Below are 25,041 nucleotides of genomic sequence, written 5' to 3' on the forward strand. Positions count from 1 at the left end.
AAATCGCCTCTTTCAAAACATGATTCACTTATGCTAGTTATCTCCAATGTACCATATTCCATTTAGAAATAAATACCATAATGATTGGGAAAAATTTTATTAAAAATTAGAAATGAAAGTGTTTGCATAAAAGAAGTATTCACGTTATCATACTTGTATACAAGTATACTTCTTGAGTGAGGAAGGTGAGTGTATGCTAGACTCCAAAGACCTGTTATATCCCGCAAAATGGCTCTCAAAAGCGTCAACCGGGGTTCGTGTCGCATACGAGCTGAGAATGCGGATCGTTTCAGGCCTGATTGAAAGCGGTACCATTTTATCAGAAAATACAATCGCCGCCGAGTTTTCAGTAAGCCGTTCGCCGGTTCGCGAAGCGCTAAAAATACTCGCATCCGAAAAAATCATCCGCTTAGAACGAATGGGAGCGGTCGTAATTGGTTTAACTGAGAAGAAAATCGCGGAAATTTATGATGTGCGTTTACTATTAGAAACATTTGTCTTTGAACGGCTTGTCAAAATAGACATTGAGCCTTTAGTTAAGGATCTCAGCAAAATTCTTGAAATGATGAAAGTCTCAATCAAATATGAGGACGCTGACGAATTTTCATTTCAAGATGTGCTGTTCCATGAAACGATTATCCGAGCGATTGATCATTCATACATTCAGATGATCTGGAACAATCTAAAACCCGTCATGGAAAGCTTTATTCTTTTATCGATGCGGGTACGGTTAAAGGAAAAGTATGAAGACTTCACAAGGATTTTAGATAACCACGAGCTTTATATTCAAGCCATCAAAACAAAGGATAGGGCGCTGATGATTCAGTCTCTTCACCAAAACTTTGATGATGTGCAGGATAAGGTAGAAGACCTATGGCTCTCACAACAAATGCTGGCAAAAGGAGCTGAATACAACAATGACTAGTTATATGTTAGGAATCGATATCGGCACGACAAGCACAAAAGCTGTGCTGTTCAGTGAAAACGGCGATGTGGTACAGAAAGAAAGCATCGGCTACCCGCTCTATACACCGGACATCTCAACAGCTGAACAAAATCCGGAAGAGATATTTCAGGCAGTCATCCATACAACAGCGAAAATTACAAAACAGCATCCCGAAAAACAAATCTCATTCATTTCGTTCAGCAGCGCCATGCACAGCGTCATTGCAATCGACGAAAATGACAAGCCGCTGACGCCATGCATCACATGGGCCGACAACCGAAGTGAAGGCTGGGCGCATAAGATCAAAGAGGAATTGAACGGACATGAGGTGTACAAACGGACGGGAACACCGATTCATCCGATGGCACCGTTAAGTAAAATTGCCTGGATCACGAATGAAAGGAAAGAAATCGCTTCCAAGGCAAAAAAATATATCGGCATCAAAGAATACATTTTTAAACAGCTGTTCAATGAGTATGTCATCGATTACTCATTGGCATCAGCGACAGGCATGATGAACCTGAAAGGCTTGGATTGGGACGAAGAGGCACTGCGCATCGCAGGCATCACGCCGGATCACTTATCCAAACTCGTGCCGACAACCCAGATCTTTCAGCACTGCAGCCCTGAAATAGCGATCCAAATGGGAATCGATTCGGAAACGCCTTTTGTCATCGGGGCCAGCGACGGCGTGCTGTCCAACCTCGGCGTTAACGCCATTAAAAAGGGCGAAATCGCCGTTACCATCGGTACAAGCGGTGCCATCCGGACGATTATTGACAAGCCGCAAACCGATGAAAAAGGGAGAATTTTTTGCTATGCCTTGACGGACAAGCATTGGGTTATTGGGGGACCTGTGAACAATGGGGGCATCGTCCTTCGCTGGATCAGAGACGAGTTTGCCTCCTCCGAAATCGAAACAGCGACACGGCTGGGCATTGATCCATATGACGTGCTGACGAAAATTGCCCAACGCGTCAGACCCGGTTCTGACGGTCTGCTGTTCCACCCATATCTCGCCGGAGAACGCGCTCCGTTGTGGAATCCGGATGTACGGGGCTCATTTTTCGGCCTGACCATGTCGCATAAGAAAGAGCATATGATACGCGCGGCATTGGAAGGCGTCATTTACAACCTGTACACGGTGTTCTTGGCGTTAACTGAATGCATGGATGGCCCGGTAACCCGCATCCAAGCGACAGGGGGATTTGCAAGGTCAGAGGTTTGGCGCCAAATGATGTCGGATATCTTCGAATCAGAGGTTGTCGTTCCGGAAAGCTACGAAAGCTCATGTCTCGGCGCCTGTATTTTAGGCCTGTATGCAACAGGAAAAATTGACTCATTCGACGCCGTGTCCGACATGATCGGCAGCACATACAGACATACGCCGATCGAAGACTCAGCCAAGGAATACAGAACATTAATGCCGATTTTCATCAATCTATCAAGATTATTAGAAAATCAATATACACAAATTGCAGATTATCAGAGGGGCTTAATCACACACAAATAGTACATGACATGAAGGGGAGGGCATTACCATGCCGTTAATCATCGTTGCACTTGGGATCTTAGCATTACTATTTCTGATTATGGGCTTAAAATTAAACACATTTATTTCCCTGCTGGTCGTATCGTTCGGCGTGGCACTGGCACTCGGGATGCCGTTCGATAAAGTTGTCAGCTCCATCGAAGCAGGAATAGGGGGGACTCTTGGCCACATCGCGCTCATCTTCGGACTCGGTGCGATGCTGGGCAAGCTGATCGCGGATTCAGGAGGCGCACAGCGCATTGCGATGACGCTCGTCAACAAATTCGGTGAGAAAAATATTCAATGGGCCGTTGTCATTGCCTCATTTATTATTGGGATTGCGTTATTTTTTGAAGTAGGACTGGTTCTATTAATTCCGATTGTCTTTGCGATTTCAAGAGAATTGAAGATTTCTATTTTATTTCTCGGAATCCCGATGGTCGCGGCACTATCCGTCACACACGGTTTCCTGCCGCCGCACCCGGGACCTACGGCGATCGCCGGTGAGTATGGCGCAAACATTGGAGAAGTGCTGCTGTATGGCTTTATCGTTGCTGTTCCGACAGTGCTCATCGCAGGGCCGTTATTTACAAAGTTCGCGAAAAAAATCGTTCCTGCATCATTTGCGAAAAACGGCAATATTGCATCACTCGGCACACAAAAAACGTTTAACCTTGAAGAAACACCCGGCTTTGGAATCAGTGTCTTTACCGCAATGCTCCCGATTATCATCATGTCGGTCGCGACCATTATCGACCTGCTTCAAGAAACAATCGGGTTTGCAGATAACGGAGTTTTAGCTTTTATCAGATTGATTGGAAACGCATCGACTGCTATGATTATTTCGTTATTGGTCGCAGTCTATACAATGGGTATCAAGCGCAACATTCCAGTCAAAACCGTGATGGATTCTTGTTCAACTGCCATTTCACAAATCGGCATGATGCTTTTGATCATCGGAGGAGGCGGCGCCTTCAAACAAGTGCTGATCAACGGCGGTGTCGGCGATTACGTAGCAGACTTATTCAAAGAAACGGCATTATCGCCAATCATTCTGGCATGGCTCATCGCGGCGATCCTGCGCATTTCTCTAGGATCAGCGACTGTTGCCGCACTAAGCACAACAGGTCTGGTCATTCCGTTATTGGGCCATTCTGATGTTAACCTGGCGTTAGTCGTGCTCGCAACAGGCGCCGGAAGTGTCATCGCTTCACACGTCAATGACGCCGGCTTCTGGATGTTCAAGGAATACTTCGGATTAAGCATGAAAGAAACATTTGCCACATGGACATTGCTGGAAACCATTATTTCCGTTGCTGGACTGGGATTCATTTTATTGTTAAGTTTAGTTGTATGAAATTAAGAAGGAGCTGTAACACATGTTCAATACGATTGGTGTCATAGGCTTAGGCGTAATGGGAAGCAACATCGCCTTAAACATGGCAAATAAAGGTGAAAACGTCGCTGTCTATAATTACACCAGAGATTTAACGGACCAGCTTGTCCAAAAGCTGGATGGACAATCCCTCAGCCCGTATTACGAGCTTGAGGACTTTGTTCAATCGTTAGAAAAACCAAGAAAAATCTTTTTGATGGTCACAGCGGGAAAACCCGTAGATTCCGTCATCCAATCATTAAAGCCTTTGCTTGAAGAAGGCGACGTCATCATGGATGGAGGAAACTCCCATTATGAAGACACAGAAAGAAGATATGACGAACTGAAGGAAAAAGGGATCGGTTACCTGGGAGTCGGCATTTCCGGCGGTGAAGTCGGTGCATTAACAGGGCCTTCCATCATGCCGGGCGGAGATCGCGACGTCTATGAGAAAGCCGCTCCTATCCTGACGAAAATCGCAGCTCAAGTCGGAGATGACCCTTGCTGTGTCTATATCGGACCAAAAGGGGCAGGGCACTTTACAAAAATGGTGCACAATGGCATTGAATATGCCGACATGCAGCTGATTGCAGAAGCGTATACGTTTCTAAGAGAAACGCTTCATCTGCCGCTAGATGAAATTGCATCTATTTTTGAAACATGGAATCAAGGTGAGCTGAAAAGCTATTTAATAGAGATTACAGCTGAGATTTTACGCAAAAAAGACGAAAAAACAGGACAGCCTCTGATCGATGTCATCCTTGATAAAACCGGCCAAAAAGGCACTGGAAAATGGACGAGCATGCAGGCGATTGATAACGGCATCCCGTCCACGATCATCACAGAGTCCTTGTTCGCCCGCTACTTGTCATCCTTAAAAGAAGAACGGATGGCAGCTCAAGATGTATTAGCAGGCCCGGAAGCCGAAGAAAAACACTTGGATAAAGACACCTGGATTGAATACGTCAGACAGGCTCTTTACATGGGGAAAGTATGCGCCTATGCACAAGGCTTTGCCCAATATAAGATGTCATCTGAGCTTTACGGCTGGAATCTGCCGCTCAAAGACATCGCCTTGATTTTCCGAGGCGGCTGCATCATCCGCGCTGATTTCCTAAACGTGATCAGCGAAGCATTCAGTGAGCAGCCAAATCTGGCTAACCTGCTGATCGCGCCTTATTTCACAGATAAGCTCCATGCCTATCAAACAGGCCTGCGAAAAGTCGTTTGCGAGGGTATCAGCACCGGAATCTCTTTCCCATGCTTAACTACCGCGCTCTCTTATTACGACGGCTACCGCACAGGGCGTTCCAATGCGAACCTCTTGCAGGCACAGCGCGATTACTTTGGCGCTCACACGTACGAACGGACTGATATGGACGGCGTTTTCCATACGAATTGGTCTGAATAACCTGTCATCAAAAACACGGTCAGTTTTCAACTGAACCGTGTTTTTTTCTTCTATCCCAAACAACAGAAGACATAAGTTATGTTTTAAATATCATAAACAGTGATACAATAATAGCTAGAAACAATCCCCATCATCATGTGACAGCAGCTTGCTGTTCCGTTCTATTCTGCTCTTGGCCATTGTCCTTTGCCCTTGCCCATGGTGTCATAAAATGTTCAAATGCCAAAACGGCCTGTCATTCTGATTTACAAAAGTCCCTGAAAACCTTGTCTAATTGAGAATCAGCCTCTCATTTGTTATAAAAGAAATGCATAAATCCTACCTGTCACACCTTTAGTAAGATGAAAAAAAGTAGGTTATGGCTTGACAAAAAATATATATTAATTAATAATTCATATATAATTAGAATTATTATTGAAAGCGAATATGCTTTCTAATACATTTTTAGGAGGAATATACATTATGTCTTTAATCGGTAAAGAAGTACTTCCATTCGAAGCAAAAGCATTCAAAAACGGTGAATTCATCGATGTAACAAACGAAGATTTGAAAGGCCAATGGAGCGTATTCTGCTTCTACCCAGCAGATTTCTCTTTCGTATGCCCAACTGAGCTTGAAGATCTTCAAGAACAATATGCTGCTCTTAAAGAATTAGGTGTTGAAGTATACTCTGTTTCTACAGATACTCACTTCGTACACAAAGGCTGGCATGACAGCTCTGAAAAAATCGGCAAAATCACTTACGCAATGATCGGTGACCCATCTCAAACAATTTCTCGCAACTTCGATGTTCTTGACGAAGAAACTGGTCTTGCTGACCGCGGAACATTCATCATCGATCCAGACGGCGTTATCCAAACTGTTGAAATCAATGCAGGCGGTATCGGCCGTGATGCAAGCAACCTTGTAAACAAAGTAAAAGCAGCTCAATACGTTCGTCAAAACCCAGGTGAAGTTTGCCCGGCTAAATGGGAAGAAGGCGGCGAAACTCTTACACCTAGCCTTGATCTAGTAGGTAAAATCTAAGGAGTGCATTCAATTGGTACTTGATGCAAATATCAAAGCACAATTAAATCAATATATGCAGCTAATTGAGAATGACATTGTTCTCAAAGTTAGCGCAGGCGAAGATGACATTTCAAAGGACATGCTGGCTCTCGTTGATGAGCTGGCTTCCATGTCATCGAAAATTTCAGTTGAAAAAACTGAATTAAACAGAACGCCAAGCTTCAGTGTCAATCGTGTCGGAGAAGACACTGGCGTAACTTTCGCTGGTATCCCTCTGGGCCACGAATTCACATCATTAGTGCTGGCGTTGCTCCAAGTGAGCGGCAGACCGCCTAAGGTAGACCAAAAAGTCATTGATCAGGTGAAGAAGATCAGCGGTGAATACCACTTTGAATCTTATATCAGCCTGACATGCCACAACTGTCCTGATGTTGTACAGGCTTTAAACATGATGAGCGTGCTGAATCCGAACATTACGCACACGATGATTGACGGTGCAGCATACAAAGCAGAAGTTGAAAGCAAAAACATCATGGCAGTGCCGACCGTTTACCTGAATGGCGAGTCCTTCGGAAGCGGCCGTATGACGCTTGAAGAAATCCTTGCGAAAATGGGCAGCGGCGCAGATGCATCTGAGTTTGCTGACAAAGAGCCGTTTGACGTTCTTGTTGTCGGAGGCGGACCTGCTGGTGCAAGTGCAGCGATCTACACTGCACGTAAAGGCATCCGCACTGGGGTTGTCGCTGAACGCTTCGGCGGACAGGTTCTCGACACCATGAGCATCGAAAACTTCATCAGCGTCAAAGCGACGGAAGGACCGAAGCTTGCGGCAAGTCTTGAAGAGCATGTGAAGGAATATGATATTGATGTTATGAACCTTCAGCGTGCGAAACGCCTTGAGAAGAAAGATCTGTTCGAACTTGAACTCGAAAACGGCGCTGTTCTGAAAAGTAAAACAGTGATCCTTTCAACAGGTGCACGCTGGCGCAATGTCAACGTACCTGGTGAACAAGAGTTCAAAAACAAAGGTGTCGCATACTGCCCGCACTGTGATGGGCCATTGTTTGAAGGCAAAGACGTAGCGGTTATCGGCGGAGGAAACTCTGGTATCGAAGCAGCAATTGACCTTGCAGGTATTGTCAATCACGTTACCGTGCTAGAATTTGCGCCGGAACTGAAAGCAGACGAAGTCCTGCAAAAACGTCTCTACAGCCTGCCTAACGTCACAGTCGTGAAAAACGCACAAACAAAAGAAATCACAGGTGATCAGAGTGTTAACGGCATCACATATGTAGACCGCGAAACAGGCGAAGAAAAACACGTTGAACTTCAAGGTGTATTCGTCCAAATCGGTCTCGTGCCAAACACAGAATGGTTAGAAGGAACGGTTGAACGCAACCGCATGGGCGAAATCATCGTCGACAAACATGGCGCAACAAGCGTACCAGGCTTATTTGCTGCCGGCGACTGCACAGACAGTGCGTACAACCAAATTATTATTTCTATGGGATCAGGTGCAACTGCCGCCCTCGGCGCGTTTGATTACCTAATCCGTAACTAATATAAGAAAGCCGCAATATTGCCAGATTGGCAGCATTGCGGCTTTCTTTTTTATTCCAAAAATATTGCATGTTTTATACAACTGTAATATAGTTGTAATGTTAGTGAATGGTCACTTCACACTCAGCATATTTGCTGTTTTTAAAGCGATACGCACTGATTTTCTATTTAACGTGCCCTGATACTTTTTGACCTTTTTTTTCAGATCTTTAATGGTTTTTTCCTTTTTGGCATTTTCTAATGCCACTAGCGTTTCCCAGCGTTTCGCTGTTTCTGTGGAACTGCAGCCGCTAACTGTAGTCACAGCCGGAAGAAGCTTCGTCTTAGATAGTTTTTCGTCAAAAGGAACGGTATCAGGAATCGCTTTCTCTTTATAAATATGGTCTAATTCATTTTGATTCAAGAAGCTGATGAAATGGTCAAAGTTTTGCGCTTGCCGTTTCTCAGGCTGATGAAAATCAAGTGTTTCAATTAATTCTGACAGTTTTGTCTGATCGGTTATCTCATTTGCCATGACATGCGTTAATTGATGGTACTCAGCTAATTCACGCATTCTGGCATCTTTCGGAAGCAACAGGCTCGGTGTACCGGCAATCGTCGCTGCGATATTTCCATGCAGCCTTGCGCCAAAGCTCAAATCGGCTTTTCTCAGGAAATCCAGCCAAGTCGGCACATTTAAAAAGAATCGGACTCTATCATTCTGATAAGCCGGGTCTTCCATGCTGACCGGATAATTATCAGCAGGCTTCGCTAGCGCAGGCGCACCCGCATACGTCAGAATCATTTCTTTTCGCCATTGCGGGATAAAGTAATGATTCGGGAACTCTTTCATGCTTCTCGTAATGAAGTCCAGCACATGCTTTGGAGACAGTCTTGATGAGTTAACCGTCACCATAGATTCTGTTGTGATATTAGTTTCTCTTATCTTCAGTTCTCTGCCAAACGCATACATAGAAGGACACCCAATCACCGTATGGTCAATGCCTTCACGGAAGCCTAATCTGGAAAGGTATTTCGCTGTAATTTCACCGCGGACACCGATCATATTTGATCTCTCCAGCACAGCACTTACAAACGCTTTTACATCCTCATCAAAAGGAAAACCTTCATTTAATTTTGGTTCAAACGGAGCACGCAAACCAACACCAATCACAACAACCGGAATGGTTAGTTTCTTAATTAATTGGGTATATTTCCGTAAAGAAGGCACGAAATCCTCGCGGAATGCATCTGCCAGCGGAATAATATACATATCATAATTTTTATTAATTTGTTCAGCATCCGCTGGATTAATCCGATAATAATCAGGAGTAATCGTCGTTCCTTCTGACATCAGCGTGCGAAACACACTGTAGGCATATACTAGGTTTCCTACGTTGCCGCCAATGGAGTTGCGAACAATCATTTCAGCTGCATTAAATGTATCAAATGGTGATATGCCAGCTCTTATTAAAATGTTTTTCAATGTGATGTTGCCCCTTCCTCGCCAAATTTTTTTCAGGAGATTTGCTTAGGGAACTCTATCATGATCTTAAAACTTCAGCCGGACACCCGCTTTCATCCCTTTTTACTCACAAACTCTCTCCCTTTCTTCCATTCTAATATTAAATTATACAAAAAAGGATCTTACAGGTGAAATCATAACATACAATCAGCGCTAGTAATCTATTCCCATTATTGGATATCGGGTCGGATCATATCAAAAACCCGAACCAGGCACTCCGGTAAAAGTGCTCGATTCGGGCCAGCTTCTTATAGTTCCTCTCCGTTCGTTTGAATGACATTTTTGTACCACTCAAAGGAGTTCTTCTTATACCGTTTCATGGATCCGTTTCCTTCATTGTCACGATCAACATAGATCATGCCGTAGCGTTTTTTCATTTCGCCAGTTGTGAAGGAGACAATATCAATAATGCCCCACGGCGTGTAGCCAATTAAATCAACACCATCGTACGTGACCGCTTTTTCCAATGCTTCAATATGCGATTTTAAATATTGAATGCGTTCCGGATCATGAACCTTGCCGTCCTCCTCCAGCGTATCCACTGCGCCAAAGCCATTTTCAACGATGAATAACGGGATTTGGTATCGGTCATAAAAACGATTTAACGTATATCTCAGCCCGGTTGGATCAATCGCCCATCCCCAGTCACTCGAAGTGATGTACGGATTTTCGACACCATTCGGCAAGCCGCCATTGACAATATCGCCAGTGTTATCATTTTTCACATCGCTTTTCACAGTTGTTGACATGTAATAGCTGAAGCCTAAGTAATCGACGGTTCCGTTTCTTAAAATCTCATCATCGCCGTCTTCGAATGTGATGTTGTAGCCTTCGCGTTCAAATTCCTTCAACGCGTAGCTTGGATAGTACCCGCGAACCTGCACATCCGGGAAGAAATAGCGCTGCCTCATTTCTTCTTCAGCCAGCATCACATCTTCAGGATTGGAGGAGAAAGGATAAATCGGCACGTGTGATACCATGGCCCCGATCTGGAACTCTGGATTGATGTCTTTTCCTTTTGCCACTGCTAATGCGCTCGCCACTAGTTCGTGGTGTGCCGTTTGATACATGACCTCCTTGGCGTTTTCGTTTTCGCCAACCACAACACCTGAATTCGTCCATAGGAACAACGGATTGTTCACATCCATTTGGTTGTTAATCTCGTTAAATGTCATCCAGTACTTCACTTTATCTTTGTAACGGCTAAAGCAAGCATCTGCAAAGTTGACGAAGAAGTCCACGACTTTCCGGTTTCTGAAGCCGCCATATTCTCTTGCCAGGTGCAGCGGCATTTCAAAGTGAGACAGGGTAATGACCGGCTCGATCCCATGCTTCAGCAATTCATCAAACACATCATCATAAAACTGCAAACCAGCTTCGTTCGGTTCAGCCTCATCGCCTTTCGGAAAAATCCGGCTCCAGCCGATGGACGTCCGCAGACATTTTAATCCCATTTCCGCAAACAAAGCGATATCTTCCTTGTATCTGTGATAGAAATCAATGGCTTCATGGTTTGGATAAAATTCGTTTTCTTCAATCGTGTCAGTGATTTTTCTCGGCACGCCGTGCGCACCCGCTGTCATCACATCGACGACACTCGGCCCTTTACCGCCTTGATTCCATCCGCCTTCAAATTGGTGGGCAGCTAAAGCACCGCCCCATAAAAAATCCTTTGGCATGTTTCCCATGTTTAATTCCTCCTCAGCTTACGACTGTAAATATTTTTTGATGTAATGCACTTTCCTTAATCTCTTCAATCAGAATTTCCTGGTACGCATGTGAATTCGTGATGATGACAGGGGTAATCGTTGTTAACCCTTTCTCTTTAATGAAAGCTTTATCAAACTCAACAAGCACTTCGCCTTTTTTAACGGTATCGCCTTCTTTTACCTTCAAGGAAAAAGGAGTGCCGCCTAATGTCACCGTATCCAGCCCGATGTGCGCAAGCAATTCGACGCCGGACGCTGAACGCAGGCCAATCGCATGCTTTGTAGGCGTAACCATGACAACCGTAATGACGCCGGGATGGTAGCATCGATTTCACGATATCCTTCGCTTTAGGGGTAGACCGCTTCAGCACCAATCGAAGTCTGGTAGCGCAGCGAGAAGCCCCAATCACATTCTCTTCCCCGCCTACGGCCTCTAAAATGTCTTTTGCTAGTCTCGTATAATCTCTCACTTTCCCCGACATTTCACCCACCCCTTTGTTTTGGTTGCGCTTTCATTATAATTGTACCGGTATAATATATCAATACCGAAACAAAATATTTACGCACTAACTAACATTGTAAGCGGTTTATGCTATAATTTTGGCAGTGAAACTAAACGAATAAATGAGGAATGCGTATGTTAAAATACCAGCAAATCGCAGCGGAAATTGAAACATATATAGAAGAACACCAGCTTCAGCAGGGAGACAAACTGCCAGTCCTAGAAACCCTCATGGCCCAGTTTGAAGTCAGCAAAAGCACAATCACAAAGTCCCTCGAGCTATTAGAGCAAAAAGGCGCGATCTTTCAGGTCAGAGGAAGCGGCATTTTCGTCAGAAAACATAAACGAAAAGGCTATATCAGCCTTTTGTCGAATCAGGGATTTAAAAAAGACCTCGAGGATTTCAACGTCACCTCAAAAGTCATCGAACTGGACGTGAGAAAGCCAACACCGGAAGCGGCGGAAAATCTGAACATCGAAATAAACGAAGACATCTACTATGTCAAAAGGGTCCGCTACATCAACGGCCAGATTCTTTGCTACGAAGAGTCTTACTACAACAAATCGATCGTGACGTATTTAAACAACGAAATCGTCTCCCACTCCATCTTCCATTACATCCGGGAAGGACTGGGGTTGAAGATTGGTTTTTCTGATTTGTTTCTGCACGTGGGCCAGCTTAATGAGGAAGAAGCGGAATATTTGGGATTAGAGGCTGGACTGCCGAAGCTGTATATAGAAAGTATTTTTCACCTGACAAATGGGCAGCCGTTTGATTACTCGAAGATTTCGTATAATTATAAGCAGTCGCAGTTTGTGGTGCAGGCTAATAGTTTTTTATTATAGGGCTGCTTCACTATGGAAGGTGATCGACATGTACAAAATTATCATTCCTGCCATACTAGCCATCTTTGCGCTCTGGATACTCTTACAGATTTCACTAGAGATGAGCATCGTTAAAAATCCAATGAACTACTTTATCGTATTTATTATCTTTTTCCTTTTTATAAAGATGGTGAAAGAAAAACAACAATAGTTTGCTTTGAACGGACATAGGAAACCAGATTTGACATCTGGTTTTTTGTGTTTCACTTTATTCATCCGTTTCAATTGTCTCTAAAAGCAGTTATGCGGTACTATCATATAAAGGTCCAATGTTTAAAAATAATGTCATACTTTTAAATTCACCTTATCATGCACATGCTCATAAAGAGGGGTTTATTCTAAAAAGGGGATGGACGGTTTTGGAAAGCAAGTACCTAGATCTACTCGCACAAAAATACGATTGTGAAGAAAAAGTGGTAACAGAAATCATCAATTTGAAAGCGATACTGAACCTGCCAAAGGGCACTGAGCATTTTGTCAGTGATTTGCACGGGGAGTATCAGGCATTCCAGCACGTGCTGCGTAATGGTTCAGGACGAGTCAAAGAGAAGATACGAGACATCTTCAGCGGTGTCATTTACGATAGAGAAATCGATGAATTAGCAGCATTGGTCTACTATCCGGAAGACAAACTGAAGTTAATCAAACATGACTTTGATGCGAAAGAAGCGTTAAACGAGTGGTATAAAGAAACGATTCATCGAATGATTAAGCTCGTTTTATATTGCTCCTCCAAGTATACCCGCTCCAAACTGCGCAAAGCACTGCCTGCCCAATTTGCTTATATTACGGAGGAGCTGTTATACAAAACAGAACAAGCTGGCAACAAGGAGCAATATTACTCCGAAATCATTGATCAGATCATTGAACTTGGCCAAGCCGATAAGCTGATCACCGGCCTTGCTTACAGCGTTCAGCGGCTGGTGGTCGACCATCTGCATGTTGTCGGCGATATTTACGACCGCGGACCGCAGCCGGATAGAATTATGGAAGAACTGATCAACTATCATTCTGTCGATATTCAGTGGGGAAATCACGATGTCCTTTGGATCGGCGCCTATTCCGGTTCCAAAGTGTGCCTGGCCAATATTATCCGCATCTGTGCCCGCTACGACAACCTGGATATTATTGAGGACGTGTACGGCATCAACCTGAGACCGCTGCTGAACCTGGCCGAAAAATATTATGACGATAATCCAGCATTCCGTCCAAAAGCTGACGACAACAGGCCAGAGGATGAGATTAAGCAAATCACAAAAATCCATCAAGCGATTGCGATGATCCAATTCAAGCTCGAGAGCCCGATTATCAAGAGACGGCCGAACTTTAATATGGAAGAGCGGCTGTTATTAGAAAAAATAGATTATGACAAAAACGAAATTACGCTGAACGGAAAAACATATCAGCTGGAAAACACCTGCTTTGCGACGGTTAATCCGGAGCAGCCCGATCAGCTATTAGAAGAAGAAGCAGAAGTCATAGACAAGCTGCTATTCTCTGTCCAGCATTCCGAAAAGCTGGGCCGCCATATGAATTTTATGATGAAAAAAGGCAGCCTTTATTTAAAATATAACGGCAACCTGTTGATTCACGGCTGTATTCCTGTCGATGAAAACGGCAATATGGAAACGATGATGATTGAGGATAAACCGTATGCAGGCCGTGAGCTGCTCGATGTATTTGAACGATTCTTGCGGGAAGCCTTTGCCCACTCGGAAGAAACCGATGACCTGGCGACAGATATGGCTTGGTATTTATGGACAGGCGAGTACTCCTCCCTCTTCGGAAAACGCGCCATGACGACATTTGAGCGCTATTTCATTAAAGAAAAGGAAACACATAAAGAGAAGAAAAACCCGTATTACTATTTACGCGAGGACGAGGCAACCTGCCGAAACATCTTGGCAGAATTCGGCCTCAATCCAGATCATGGCCATATCATCAACGGCCATACACCTGTAAAAGAAATCGAAGGAGAAGACCCAATCAAAGCAAACGGAAAAATGATCGTCATCGACGGCGGCTTCTCCAAGGCTTACCAATCCACAACAGGCATCGCAGGCTACACGCTGCTATACAACTCCTACGGCATGCAGCTCGTCGCCCATAAACACTTCAATTCCAAGGCAGAAGTCCTAAGCACCGGAACCGACGTCTTAACGGTGAAGCGATTAGTGGACAAAGAGCTTGAGCGGAAGAAAGTGAAGGAAACGAATGTTGGTGAGGAACTACTGCAGGAAGTGGCTATTTTGGAGAGTTTGCGGGAGTATCGGTATATGAAGTGAGGAAGTATAGAGTTCAGAGTTGAAGATATGCTCCCCTAAAGGTAGACAGATGGAAGAGAAATCTGTTTGTCTTTGGGGAGTTATTTCAAGAAAGGACAAACGAAGTAACCACCTTACCAGACCCGTTTCCTTCTTTTTTAGAAGGACATTTTTTACACTTACTTGTTAATGATATGTTTTTTAAATTTTTCATTTCTTATGTTACTAAACTTCCTCTTCTTTTCGCCACCTCCTTATAATTTCACTAAAGGTTACTTCTTTCCATGATAAATCCCATTCCTTTTTAAAATTTACACTTTGTGATTTTGGCTCAGGGTTTGGTTTTTCCATTTTTACTATTGTTGGCATAACAACAGAATCACCAACAATTATACTTTCACCTATCCCTAAATTAGGTAATATTTCTCCAATTCCTTTAGTGCTATCTGGCAATAAACTTTTTATGTATTTTTGGTCATTTTGATTAGTGAGCCTTAATGCTACAAAGTTATTACATTGTGCGAAAACTGTCTCTGAAACTTCAGAAGGTCTTTGACTAACGACCATTAAACTTATCCCATATTTTCTTCCTTCTTTAGAAATCCTTTCAATTGACTTTTTAGATGAATTATATTCAGCACCGCCTGTGCGCGGGATATAATTATGAGCTTCTTCGCACACAATCATGACTGGAATATTATTCAATAATTGTTTTTCATGTTGTATTTTAGAATAGTGAAAACTAAAATCAAATACTAATCTAGAAATAAGACTTACTGTTATACTAAGTACTTCAAAGGGTACTCCACTCAAGTCAACAATAGTAATATTCGATTTATTTAAATATCCTAGAAATTGTTTCATAATTTCTTCAAAGTCATCCGTCAAGTAAGTACTGCCATCTTCTTTTTTGGGTTTTAATAAGAAGTTTAATCTTTTATCTGAAAGTTTTGCTTCTAATCTGGATAAAAATCTATTAAATTCTCCATAAAAAGGACCGTTCGAAGCTTTATTTGCAGCAGCATTGGATTGTGATACAAATTCCAGTACTGAATCAAAATAGAATTGTTTACGATCTCTAATTAAAGTACTATCTGATAATTTGGGACAATTTTCATTAGTTAGTTTACTTATAACTTCTCTATTCATATTTTCGATGTAATTATAGACTTCCTTTATATCAAAATAAACAGGTGTATCATAGGTTATTTCATTAATAGTAGGGTTATGTTTCTCCTTATTTAAAATAACTGCTGATTTAAACATTGCAATTTGATTATATGAATTATTTTCATTACTTTCGATGAACAATGACTCAAGCTCTTCTGAATTCATTAGCCAATATGGAAGTTTCATTTTGTCAACTGATAAATTATTCAAAGTAAAGTTTTGTTCATTAGGTAATGTAAATGCAGACGAGTATTCTGAATGAATGTCAAATATAATAATATGAGAATTCTTTTGCTCTTCAATATTGATGTTTTCGTTATTTTTAATACCAACTGTATCTTGTAATATTTTTGCTACGGTACAAGATTTTCCAGCGCCAGTAGATCCAACAATAGCAACATGTTTTCCAAAAAACTTATCCCCATTAACTTTAACCTCAATTTGATTATTTTGTGCAAGTGCACCAATGGGGAAGTTATATTCTGTATTGATAGTAAAAATCATATCCAACATTTCAGCACTCAATATATATACAGGTTCAGTTGGAACAGGTAGATTTTTTGTTCCTCTTTGAAAGTAATCATCAACTATAGTTCCAATTGGTTGGCTATCAATAACTAAATTTAGGTTATCAAGAATGTTATAGTCCAATACTTTAATATTATTTATAACAGTAACTATAAAATTATTATTTCCATCAGCAATTTTCAAATATTGTCCAATTTGTAATTTTTCTTTGTGATCTTCTAGTATTTTAAGGTTATCTATTGAAATCACGATTGAGTTTGGAGAACTAGACATTACCTTTCCAATAATATTACTCATAAGTATCGATCATCCCCATCACAAATTTTATTTGGTTGATTTCCTTTAAATCTATATGTTCTACGTTTACATCTTGATAATCTATTTCTGGGAGTTTAGAAGAAAACAAGAAAAAGTCATCACCTTTAATTTCATTTAAAATACTGATAGTTGAAGCATTAAAGTGTAAAAGCTTAATATCATATTCTCTATGAAAAGAATTCCCTATTTTCGCTATTATCGGATCTGATAGGAATTTTTTACTATCGAAGAATTTATCTGTAACTAAACCATCATTATATTTAATATTTTTCTTATGTAACCTTACACGAATATCATTGAAAACTTCTGACGAACACTCAAAACAAAATAGAGGTGTTTTATTATGGATTTCCTTAAAATGGTACTTGCTTATATAATCAGTTATAAAATTAACAATTTCCTCATTAAAATTCTTAATAGAAGATTCAGATAAAAAAAAGTAACGAGATCTTGAATTTTTATCAAGGTTAACCTTCAGTTGTCTTTTTCTCGTCATTAATATCTCTTTTAATGTTAGTAATGATCTAGTCCATCTTGTTACTGCTGTTTTCCTTTTGTGTTGTAGTTCATGTAGTAAGGATGACTTTTTTATTACTCTTTGTTCAGCATCATGAAGTATGCTAAGATCAGCAATTTTCTGAATTGCATTTGGATAAAACAATGTATCAATCTCATCTCTAGCTAACCCATTTTCCTCCAAAGCATGGAATACGCTATCCATCAAATTAGAAAGAGAGTCACCAAATTCTAGGGTGAAATTTTGAAGGAAATCTTGAATATTAATTTTATCCTTAATATTTTCAACCAGTTTTTTTAACCTTTTATCCTCAGTTTTCAGAATTTCATTAATGTGTTCCTCTTTCATTTCATATATTCGACTTGATTGCTCACTTGGGAAATAGGCATATAATCTATATTCAATACTTTTATTATTATTTTCTAAATAATGATTCATCATCTGGAGTATAGGTTTATATACCTTACTTAGAGTGAAGCTTTCTTGTTCTTCATGATATTTACATTGTATTGCTTTTGTGGTCATTGCCGTTGACACTTCAATATCTTCAATAATACCTTCAACAGATATAGTGGAATCTTCCATATCATTTAACACTTCTAATAATGTCTTATTAAATTGGTAAATAAATCCCTGAATAGTGTAATCAGCACTTCTCGACAATATACCCCTCTCCTTTATCCTTAATTTTCTAATAATTCTATGTTATGATTTTTTTTTAACATAAAGCTGTACTCGGGTATCAATATTTTATAGCCTGAAAGAGAGAATCTACTATATCTCTTGCTTTTTTCAAGAGGAAGCTTTTTATCACTACTATTTAATACAGTTCTTACTAATTCCATACCATTTCTTTGTTTCATCAATTCAATATAGTGATCTATAAGAAGAATTGGACTTGGCGTAATATTATTTATGCCTGTCCCAATTGAGTAGTTTGTCAAAACAAAATAGTCAACTTTTTTAGGCTCTGTCCCTATATATGGTTCTCCAAAGTATTCTTCTAATAATGTACCTATACGATCTTTAGTCAGCCCCTTAGCAATTTCTACTTGTTTATATGCCTTGTTTAACATTTTATCTAAGTTGTTAATATCAAGTGTAGATTCAACAGGAATCTTATATTTTAATTCTATAATATGTAGATGCTTTTCTTCAGGATCATAGACCACTAAGTCAATTCCAGGAATGTTTTTTTGCGATTTATCAATACCATAACTCGTTAAATATTTATTTCCAATACTCTCTATAATGCTTACTCTTTCCTCCATCTCAAAATTATTTTGAGCAGAATCATAATTAGAGGACCTTTTTTTTGCTAATAAGCGCATTGCATTAACTCCCGGTCTTGAAAGATTATGTACTGCCTCAGATACAAGTAAATATTCATTTGACAGTGACACAAAATATGATAAAGAAATATCACTCTTTGGATTGGAAAAATCGTATGTAAAAAAATCTATGATCCTTCCTATTTTTTTATTATTAAGGTTTGTTTGAGTAGATATTTCATAAATCCATTTCTCTTTTTTATAAATTAATATTCCTTCATTTCCCGGATCAATAATGTAGTTTCCTTCAATACTATTTTCTAACCTTTTCTTTGTTAAAATTTCCGTAAGTGCTGTAGAAAACATTTTGTAATCTTCTAGATTGAATTGATCAAATTCTATGTTAAAAGAACAATTAAAATCTATTTGATGTGCAAAATTCATAGCTTGTATCAAGTTTTCATTACTTATTTTCCCAAATATATCTAATTTCTCTAGATTTTTAGCTTGCTCGATTTCTTTAAAATAAGATTCATATAATAGATGAGTTATATATGTCTCTTCTTGGTGATAATCAAAAGTAATTTTGTTTCCCCTTTTGTTGTATTTGACCTTCTTCTGACTATGCATCTCCCACATATTAACGAACCTGTCATATGAATAAGCCTTCCCCATAAGATTATATATATCATCTGCTAGTATGTCTTCTTTATTAATTTTAGACTCACCTCTACAATTGCTTGAACACCATCGTATAATCCACTTTAATGATTCTTGTATAAAAGAAATTTCATTTATCTCTGAAGCATTTGTTTTAACTAGCTTTTTAATAACTTCCTGCACCTTTTCATATTCGGCTGTATTTAAAAGTGTGTAAAAAACACCTAACTTCTCAAAAATTACAATGACTGCGTCATGAATTGATAAATCAAAAACTTTACTTTTGTTAATGTTTAATTCTAAATTTTTCTTTATATTATATAATTCCTCATACTCATTCAAAGTAAGATCCTCCTTCGAAAAATTTTCAAATGACTCTTTTTTGTTTGGATGAAATCTATTTACCTTATAACAGATAAATAATTAAATATATAATGTAAAGTTAAAATTGAGAGAGGATATAGTGTTACATAGGAATTCATAACCAATATTTTATTGTGTAAAAAGAAAAAATCATCTTAACCTTTAATCTGTTTTATGAACTTATACCTACTCTTTATGATTAATAATATTTTAATTGACTCTCGAAGGGTGCATAGAATAGCCCTAGAGCTATTTGACATCCTTTTTTTCTAATATTTGTGTCAAAATAAAAGAAATTCTTTCAAATCCATTTGTTAATTAATGGTGTGTAGGTTTTCAAAGCGTAACGATGATACAAAAAGGCGTACCATGTTTATGGTCGCTTTATTTATGATAAGGCTCCCCACGATTAATCCGAAAAGCCCGATAAATCTGCTCGACTAGTATGAGACGCATCAACTGATGAGGAAACGTCATTTTCGAGAACGACAGCTTCTCGTCCGCTCGCTTCATCACTGCGTCACTCAATCCGAGTGATCCGCCGATGACGAAGGTGATTTTGCTTTTTCCATATGTAGCCAGCTTATCTATTGTATCGGCTAGTTCTTCGGATGTTTTCATTTTTCCTTCGATGGCGAGGGCGATGACGTGGGCGTCGGGGCTGATTTTTGATAGGATGCGGTCGCCTTCTTTGTCTTTTATGATTTTCATGTCCTGGTCGCTTAGGTTTTCCGGCGCTTTTTCGTCCGGGAGTTCGATGATGTCGATTTTTGCGTAGGCCGAAAGTCGTTTGGTGTATTCTTCAATGCCTTGCTTGAGGTATTTTTCTTTTAGTTTTCCGATTGTCACAATATTGATATTCACAGGTCATCCCCACTTTAAAAACAAGTTATTCATATATGTTGTCCACAATTGTGGATATCTTTTCTGTATTTTGTGTAAGATCATTCGTTCCCCACTATATATACTGCGGGGTCTCCACATAATTCACAGGCTGTGGATAAACTGTTAGTATGTTCGATTTTTCTGATTTCGGGCGGCAGCTCGTGGTCGTCTATGTACATATCCAGCACCGTTTCGATGTGTTCTTCACAGGAATAATACGTTTGTTTCATGTTCAAATCCTCCGATGTTTTCTTCCATTTTTACAATTGTTCTCTTCTCAATATAACCTATTTATTCACATGTTAGTAGTGCTTCGGGCTGAGTTTTATCCACAATTCGACAAACAAGCTGTTGATGACTCTATTTCGCCCGTATGTTAGTCTGGATGTAACCGATGTGTGGGGAGGTCTACATTTGCAGCTCAAATGGGTTTGGCTTTTTGTGATCATGTTGCTGCTTGCTGGGTGTCAGCCGTCTTATTGGGTGTTGGAGAAGGATCGAATCGGTGAAGGCAGTCCAGACTTAGAAATATACGCTACTTATCTCCAAATGCATGATGACGTGAAAGGATATCAAGTCTTCACCATTTCAGAAGGGAGAAAGATGGTTATTGTGTCTCTCGGAAGCAGCGAGAAAGATAAGAAGCTTGAGGTGTCAGACGTCAAATTCTCACCTAAAGAAACGATTGTAACTGTGAAACGAAAACCTGCTCTTACGGTAAATGAGAAAAACCCTTATATTTTGATTGGACTGGACAAAATCGGGGAATTCATCGTACAGGATGAAACGGGAAACCGCTTTGAAGAAACAGATTATCAGCAATAAAGCCGGCGTTCTGAGAACGTCCGGCTTTTTCTTTTACTTCAATGTCCCATGCGGGTCGATGACGAATTTTTTGGCTGCGCCTTTGTCAAAGTCGCTGTAGCCTTTTGGCGTGTCGTCCAGAGAAATGACGGTGGCGTTGACGGCTTTTGCGATTTGCGCTCTGCCGCTCAGGATCGCTTTCATCAAATTGCGGTTGTATGTCATGGCGGGTGTTTGTCCGGTGACGAAGGTGTGGGCTTTGGCCCAGCCGAGACCGAAGCGGATTTTTAGTGAGCCTGTTTTGGCGTCCGCATCCTTTGCGCCGGGATCTTCGGTCACGTATAAGCCTGGAATGCCAAGGCTGCCTCCGACCTGGGTGACGTCCATGATTGAGTTCAGCACGGCGGCTGGCGCTTCTCCTTGATTGCCGTGCCCAGATGCTTCAAAGCCGACACAGTCCACTGCGGCATCAACGGTTGATTCACCTAGTATTTGTTCAATTTGTTCGCCAAGGCGGTCGTGTTTTTGCACGTTGACCGTTTCACAGCCGAAGCTTCTTGCCTGTGCCAGTCTGTCTTCGTTCAGATCGCCGACAATGACGGTGGAGGCGCCTAGGAGCTGAGCGGAGTGTGCAGCTGCCAAGCCAACAGGCCCCGCTCCCGCGATATAAACGGTTGAACCTGTTTGCACGCCCGCTGTGTAAGCTCCGTGGAAGCCGGTCGGGAAAATGTCGGACAGCATGGTCAAATCGAGAATCTTTTCTAACGCCTGTTCTTTATCAGGGAATACCAAAAGCTGAAAATCAGCGTATGGCACCATGACATATTCAGACTGGCCGCCGACCCATCCGCCCATATCGACGTAGCCGTAAGCCGATCCGGGCCGGTCCGGATTGACATTCAGGCACACATGCGTTTTCTGCGTTTTGCACATCACACAGCGTCCGCAGGCAATATTGAAAGGAACGGATACGATATCGCCTTTTTTGATAAATTCAACATCACGCCCCGTTTCAATGACTTCTCCCGTAATTTCATGCCCGAGCACCAAGCCTTCTGGCGCCGTTGTGCGGCCTCTGACCATATGCTGGTCGCTTCCGCAAATGTTGGTTGTAATGACTTTGAGAATAACCCCATGCTCACATTTTCGATTCACATTCGCCTTCGGAACACCGGGCCCGTCCCTCAAGATTAACTCCGGATAACCGATATCCTCCACCGCTACAGTCCCTTTGCCTTTGTACACAACCGCTTTATTTCCTGTCAACGCCATTCCTCCCATTCATGTGTTTGGACTCTCGTCCTTGAACATGACTTCGGTTCGGCATGACTCTTTCCCTTTCTCACGACTGTTTTTTCTGTATTCTTACAACAACAAATATGCCAAGAAAGCAGCCAATAATGGTTCCGGCTATGTCTAAAAAGTCGACTTTACACCCATTTAACAGGAACACAGTAATGGCCGAAACCAGGCAGATCATAACTGCCAGAAGAATAACCCGTTTGGTGCGCATGTAATTCCTCCTTTAGATTCGTTTCTAAAACATACCCAAAATCCTCTGTAAACTTCGGCTCAACAAAAAAAGAGACTTCACACCAGTCTCTTCATAATTAGAGATCAATTAAAAAATTTCCTGAGAAATAATGTGACAATACTGGTTACCAACGCAATCGCCGTATACATAACAACCCAAAACATGAATGAGCTATTGCCCGAAGCTAACGTAACTAACAATATCAAGCTCGCGATAAGGACGATGAGCGGTGCCACCCAAAACCTCTTAAATAAAAAATGACCCGCTATACCAAATACACCTGCGATGAGCGGAAAACCAAAAACGATAAATAAAACGGCGATGGCTCCCATACTAACCTCCTTGCCTTAAAACCTCTTCATCACCTCAACATCATACAGCTTCAAATGACTCTTCGGCGTCACGACATCCTTTACCTTCCTAATCTCTTTTTCTTTCATTTTCTTTCCGGTTTTCAGACTGTACTGTTCAATGTAGGCAGGCTTGTTATACGTGTATGTGAAGAAATAGAGGCTGCTGCCTTTTTGGGTGATTTCTTTGAAATCGGCTTTCATTTTGTCCTGGGAAAGGGTGAAGGCGATGTTTGTTTTTCCTGTCTTGGCATCGATTTTGTGTACCTTTCCGAAGCCGTCAATGAAATACAGGTTCCCGTCATAAGGGAAAAAGCTGTTTTTAAAGCTGAAGGGCATGGAGCTGTATATCGTTTGTTCGTCGTTTTTGTATTCGGCGATGTCATGCAGCTCTACTTTGCCGCTTTTTTTGTTGATCTTGACCATTTGATAGAGATTGTGGGCTTTTTGGCCGCGAACCATGACATACACAGCTTGGTCGTCCACTGCAAGCTGGGATTCGACTGAGGCTCCTTCCCGGTACTGCCATTCCGTTATCTTGTGGTAAGTGAGCTTCTTTTGATCTGCTTGAATCTGAAGGAGCTCATAGCCTTTTTCGTCATCTGTCGGGACGAGTGCGTAAATGGCGCCGTCATGGAAACCGGAGGCTCGGATGTAGTAGGAGATGACGTCTTTTTTCCACTCACCGTCCATCTGCCGGTACAGCTCTGAGCGGTATCCGTCTTTCTTTTTGTCGTAGCCGGAGTTGTATAAGGTGTAAAAGCCGTCCGTGTTTTGCAGAAAGCCTGCGCTGTCGCCTGTGTGCTGATAGGCTCTTTTATGGGAGCGCAGGCCGTTTTTGATCGTATAAATCGTGTTTTTGTCCTCCAGCATCACGCTGTCACCGTGAACCTTTGCTGAGCCCAGCTCAAGGCCCTTCATCTGAAAGGAAGACAGCGTCCCGTCCTGGCTGATAAACAGGGCGTAGCTTTTCCCGCCGCCAAATGCATCTTGATCCGCAGAGGATGAGAAATACAGCAGGACTTCTTTGTCATCCAGGAAATCGGGGTTTCTGAGATCCTGCTGACTTACGGTTTTATGGCTTTTGAGAGGAGAAATGAAGACAAATAGTGCGATTCCTGCGAGAATCAGCATGGCGATGGTAATCATCCACTTTTTCATATCCTTCTCCTTAGTAAATGGTCATGATGGTTGTCGTATACGAAGAACTTGTGATGTCGCGCGGATACACGCCTAAGCCTCCGTTGCTGTCTATATCAATCCCTGCTTTTAGCAAAAAGGCAGACCATAGGAGCTTTGAACAGTTTTTGGCGCCGTCATGGCCCGTATTTCTGTTATTGACGAAGTTAAATGAGTATGGGTCGCCGACTTTTGATACCGCCCAGTCGGCAGCAGCTGTTTTTTGAGATGAGGATACGCTGACGGTTTGCACAATGGAGTTGTCTTCCACGTCTCTGGCATTATAAGCGATCTGCCTGACGCCGTCGCTCGGGACAGATTCAACAATTTTGTCAGCAGCGGAGTACATGCCGACGTGGCCGTGATTGTAGTAGGCTGTGTAGGAGTTCGTGTAATAGATATTGCCTTTCGCGCTTGTCGGGAGTTTTTTCGTGCCGGACGACCCGCCCATGATAGACATGCCGCTTTCCTTGGCGAGCCGGTCTCCTTCTGCTTTATCAGCCGTGATTTCCTTATAGAACTGTTTTAGGATAACGTCCTGCTTTACGTGCTGCTGTTTGGCAATCTGGCTGGCAGATTTCATGATTTCTTCCGGTGTCGTGCCTGGCTGCAGTGCGGCGATTTCTTCAGCATAATTTGTGGTCTTTACGGCTTTGGCGGGAGAAACAAACAGGCCGCCGCACATTGTAAGCGCTACCAAAAGCATCGACACCCGTTTCTTCAACTTCATTACATCTCCTCTTTTCTTGTGAGTGTAGGAAAGGTAA

The 25,041-nt window shown here is 41.6% G+C and carries 23 protein-coding genes and 1 pseudogene; 10 read left to right on the plus strand and 14 right to left on the minus strand.

All coding sequences use genetic code 11. From position 1 onward, the window contains the following. Positions 1 to 193 precede the first annotated feature (193 nt). The 6 genes from gntR to ahpF all read left to right on the plus strand — a co-directional run bounded on the left by gntR (position 194) and on the right by ahpF (position 7,832). Positions 194 to 925 (plus strand): gluconate operon transcriptional repressor GntR, encoded by a 732-nt coding sequence (gene gntR, locus CW370_RS13155; protein ID WP_003243132.1) that lies wholly within the window; start codon positions 194 to 196, stop codon positions 923 to 925. Beyond that, positions 918 to 2,459 (plus strand): gluconokinase, encoded by a 1,542-nt coding sequence (gene gntK, locus CW370_RS13160; RefSeq protein ID WP_024571487.1) that lies wholly within the window; start codon positions 918 to 920, stop codon positions 2,457 to 2,459. The genes gntR and gntK overlap by 8 nt, the downstream gene beginning before the upstream one ends. A 28-nt stretch (positions 2,460 to 2,487) precedes the next feature. Further along, the gene (gene gntP / locus CW370_RS13165) at positions 2,488 to 3,834 is read left to right on the plus strand and encodes a gluconate permease GntP (RefSeq protein ID WP_024571486.1); all 1,347 of its coding nucleotides are present in this window, start codon (positions 2,488 to 2,490) and stop codon (positions 3,832 to 3,834) included. Between the two features lie 22 nt (positions 3,835 to 3,856). Then, complete coding sequence (gene gnd, locus CW370_RS13170) at positions 3,857 to 5,263, plus strand: decarboxylating NADP(+)-dependent phosphogluconate dehydrogenase (protein WP_101169704.1); 1,407 nt, start codon at positions 3,857 to 3,859, stop codon at positions 5,261 to 5,263. A gap of 462 nt (positions 5,264 to 5,725) precedes the next feature. Continuing rightward, on the plus strand, positions 5,726 to 6,289 hold the full coding sequence (ahpC, locus tag CW370_RS13175) for an alkyl hydroperoxide reductase subunit C (RefSeq protein ID WP_015483942.1): 564 nt from the start codon (positions 5,726 to 5,728) through the stop codon (positions 6,287 to 6,289). Positions 6,290 to 6,302: 13 nt separating this feature from the next. Further along, complete coding sequence (gene ahpF / locus CW370_RS13180) at positions 6,303 to 7,832, plus strand: alkyl hydroperoxide reductase subunit F (RefSeq protein WP_101169705.1); 1,530 nt, start codon at positions 6,303 to 6,305, stop codon at positions 7,830 to 7,832. A gap of 111 nt (positions 7,833 to 7,943) precedes the next feature. On the opposite strand, the gene CW370_RS13185 is transcribed toward ahpF, so the two are convergent. The 4 genes and pseudogenes from CW370_RS13185 to CW370_RS21575 all read right to left on the minus strand — a co-directional run. Further along, positions 7,944 to 9,296: a polysaccharide pyruvyl transferase family protein gene (locus CW370_RS13185; protein ID WP_101169706.1), complete on the minus strand. Its 1,353-nt coding sequence runs from the start codon at positions 9,294 to 9,296 to the stop codon at positions 7,944 to 7,946. 287 nt (positions 9,297 to 9,583) lie between these two features. After that, positions 9,584 to 11,023: a 6-phospho-beta-glucosidase BglA gene (gene bglA / locus CW370_RS13190; RefSeq protein ID WP_101169707.1), complete on the minus strand. Its 1,440-nt coding sequence runs from the start codon at positions 11,021 to 11,023 to the stop codon at positions 9,584 to 9,586. Positions 11,024 to 11,036: 13 nt separating this feature from the next. Beyond that, a complete protein-coding gene (locus CW370_RS21570) occupies positions 11,037 to 11,339 on the minus strand; it encodes a PTS sugar transporter subunit IIA (protein WP_101169708.1) in 303 nt (100 codons plus the stop codon). A 106-nt stretch (positions 11,340 to 11,445) separates the two neighbouring features. After that, positions 11,446 to 11,526 (minus strand): annotated as a pseudogene (locus CW370_RS21575) (PTS sugar transporter subunit IIA); the annotation flags it as partial. Between the two features lie 155 nt (positions 11,527 to 11,681). Here CW370_RS21575 and CW370_RS13205 point away from each other — a divergent pair. The 3 genes from CW370_RS13205 to fbp all read left to right on the plus strand — a co-directional run bounded on the left by CW370_RS13205 (position 11,682) and on the right by fbp (position 14,716). After that, the gene (locus tag CW370_RS13205) at positions 11,682 to 12,392 is read left to right on the plus strand and encodes a GntR family transcriptional regulator (protein WP_101169710.1); all 711 of its coding nucleotides are present in this window, start codon (positions 11,682 to 11,684) and stop codon (positions 12,390 to 12,392) included. Positions 12,393 to 12,420: 28 nt separating this feature from the next. Next, entirely contained in the window at positions 12,421 to 12,582 is a 162-nt protein-coding gene (locus tag CW370_RS13210; RefSeq protein WP_101169711.1) for a hypothetical protein, read from the plus strand. Between the two features lie 208 nt (positions 12,583 to 12,790). Then, positions 12,791 to 14,716 carry a fructose-1,6-bisphosphatase gene (gene fbp, locus CW370_RS13215; protein ID WP_157829191.1) on the plus strand — a complete coding sequence of 642 codons (1,926 nt, stop codon included), beginning with the start codon at positions 12,791 to 12,793 and terminating at the stop codon, positions 14,714 to 14,716. A gap of 204 nt (positions 14,717 to 14,920) precedes the next feature. On the opposite strand, the gene CW370_RS13220 is transcribed toward fbp, so the two are convergent. The 5 genes from CW370_RS13220 to CW370_RS13240 form a co-directional block, all read right to left on the minus strand. Further along, positions 14,921 to 16,690, minus strand: coding sequence for an ATP-binding protein (locus CW370_RS13220; protein ID WP_101169713.1), 1,770 nt, complete (start codon positions 16,688 to 16,690; stop codon positions 14,921 to 14,923). Beyond that, positions 16,683 to 17,891: a hypothetical protein gene (locus CW370_RS13225; protein ID WP_101169714.1), complete on the minus strand. Its 1,209-nt coding sequence runs from the start codon at positions 17,889 to 17,891 to the stop codon at positions 16,683 to 16,685. The genes CW370_RS13220 and CW370_RS13225 overlap by 8 nt, the downstream gene beginning before the upstream one ends. A 20-nt stretch (positions 17,892 to 17,911) precedes the next feature. Then, the gene (locus tag CW370_RS13230; protein WP_101169715.1) at positions 17,912 to 19,501 is read right to left on the minus strand and encodes a hypothetical protein; all 1,590 of its coding nucleotides are present in this window, start codon (positions 19,499 to 19,501) and stop codon (positions 17,912 to 17,914) included. A gap of 405 nt (positions 19,502 to 19,906) precedes the next feature. Then, a complete protein-coding gene (rlmH, locus tag CW370_RS13235; RefSeq protein ID WP_085185321.1) occupies positions 19,907 to 20,386 on the minus strand; it encodes a 23S rRNA (pseudouridine(1915)-N(3))-methyltransferase RlmH in 480 nt (159 codons plus the stop codon). A gap of 80 nt (positions 20,387 to 20,466) precedes the next feature. Then, the gene (locus CW370_RS13240; protein WP_003236479.1) at positions 20,467 to 20,637 is read right to left on the minus strand and encodes a CxxH/CxxC protein; all 171 of its coding nucleotides are present in this window, start codon (positions 20,635 to 20,637) and stop codon (positions 20,467 to 20,469) included. 184 nt (positions 20,638 to 20,821) lie between these two features. Here CW370_RS13240 and CW370_RS13245 point away from each other — a divergent pair, with 184 nt between their 5' ends. Next, entirely contained in the window at positions 20,822 to 21,232 is a 411-nt protein-coding gene (locus tag CW370_RS13245; RefSeq protein WP_024571980.1) for a hypothetical protein, read from the plus strand. Between the two features lie 33 nt (positions 21,233 to 21,265). Here CW370_RS13245 and fdhA read toward each other — a convergent pair whose 3' ends face one another. From fdhA to CW370_RS13270, 5 genes are all read right to left on the minus strand, one after another. Continuing rightward, positions 21,266 to 22,492, minus strand: a complete 1,227-nt coding sequence (gene fdhA / locus CW370_RS13250) for a formaldehyde dehydrogenase, glutathione-independent (protein WP_101169716.1) — start codon at positions 22,490 to 22,492, stop codon at positions 21,266 to 21,268. A gap of 61 nt (positions 22,493 to 22,553) precedes the next feature. Continuing rightward, complete coding sequence (locus CW370_RS13255; protein ID WP_041850289.1) at positions 22,554 to 22,724, minus strand: hypothetical protein; 171 nt, start codon at positions 22,722 to 22,724, stop codon at positions 22,554 to 22,556. Positions 22,725 to 22,828: 104 nt separating this feature from the next. Next, on the minus strand, positions 22,829 to 23,077 hold the full coding sequence (locus CW370_RS13260) for a DUF2651 family protein (RefSeq protein WP_101169717.1): 249 nt from the start codon (positions 23,075 to 23,077) through the stop codon (positions 22,829 to 22,831). Positions 23,078 to 23,092: 15 nt separating this feature from the next. After that, positions 23,093 to 24,256, minus strand: a complete 1,164-nt coding sequence (locus CW370_RS13265; RefSeq protein ID WP_101169718.1) for a hypothetical protein — start codon at positions 24,254 to 24,256, stop codon at positions 23,093 to 23,095. 10 nt (positions 24,257 to 24,266) lie between these two features. After that, complete coding sequence (locus CW370_RS13270) at positions 24,267 to 25,004, minus strand: YiiX/YebB-like N1pC/P60 family cysteine hydrolase (protein WP_101169719.1); 738 nt, start codon at positions 25,002 to 25,004, stop codon at positions 24,267 to 24,269. Positions 25,005 to 25,041: the final 37 nt, after the last annotated feature.

Source organism: Bacillus sp. SN32 (genome assembly GCF_002837495.1).
In the GTDB taxonomy this organism is placed as follows: domain Bacteria; phylum Bacillota; class Bacilli; order Bacillales; family Bacillaceae; genus Bacillus; species Bacillus subtilis.

Coding starts and splice junctions, on each gene's coding strand:
- gntR (WP_003243132.1), top strand. CDS start 194: ATGCTAGACTCCAAAGACCTGTTATATCCCGCAAAATGGCTCTCAAAA.
- gntK (WP_024571487.1), top strand. CDS start 918: ATGACTAGTTATATGTTAGGAATCGATATCGGCACGACAAGCACAAAA.
- gntP (WP_024571486.1), top strand. CDS start 2,488: ATGCCGTTAATCATCGTTGCACTTGGGATCTTAGCATTACTATTTCTG.
- gnd (WP_101169704.1), top strand. CDS start 3,857: ATGTTCAATACGATTGGTGTCATAGGCTTAGGCGTAATGGGAAGCAAC.
- ahpC (WP_015483942.1), top strand. CDS start 5,726: ATGTCTTTAATCGGTAAAGAAGTACTTCCATTCGAAGCAAAAGCATTC.
- bglA (WP_101169707.1), bottom strand. CDS start 11,023: ATGGGAAACATGCCAAAGGATTTTTTATGGGGCGGTGCTTTAGCTGCC.
- CW370_RS21570 (WP_101169708.1), bottom strand. CDS start 11,339: ATGGTTACGCCTACAAAGCATGCGATTGGCCTGCGTTCAGCGTCCGGC.
- CW370_RS13205 (WP_101169710.1), top strand. CDS start 11,682: ATGTTAAAATACCAGCAAATCGCAGCGGAAATTGAAACATATATAGAA.
- CW370_RS13210 (WP_101169711.1), top strand. CDS start 12,421: ATGTACAAAATTATCATTCCTGCCATACTAGCCATCTTTGCGCTCTGG.
- CW370_RS13220 (WP_101169713.1), bottom strand. CDS start 16,690: ATGAGTAATATTATTGGAAAGGTAATGTCTAGTTCTCCAAACTCAATC.
- CW370_RS13240 (WP_003236479.1), bottom strand. CDS start 20,637: ATGAAACAAACGTATTATTCCTGTGAAGAACACATCGAAACGGTGCTG.
- fdhA (WP_101169716.1), bottom strand. CDS start 22,492: ATGGGAGGAATGGCGTTGACAGGAAATAAAGCGGTTGTGTACAAAGGC.
- CW370_RS13255 (WP_041850289.1), bottom strand. CDS start 22,724: ATGCGCACCAAACGGGTTATTCTTCTGGCAGTTATGATCTGCCTGGTT.
- CW370_RS13260 (WP_101169717.1), bottom strand. CDS start 23,077: ATGGGAGCCATCGCCGTTTTATTTATCGTTTTTGGTTTTCCGCTCATC.
- CW370_RS13265 (WP_101169718.1), bottom strand. CDS start 24,256: ATGAAAAAGTGGATGATTACCATCGCCATGCTGATTCTCGCAGGAATC.
- CW370_RS13270 (WP_101169719.1), bottom strand. CDS start 25,004: ATGAAGTTGAAGAAACGGGTGTCGATGCTTTTGGTAGCGCTTACAATG.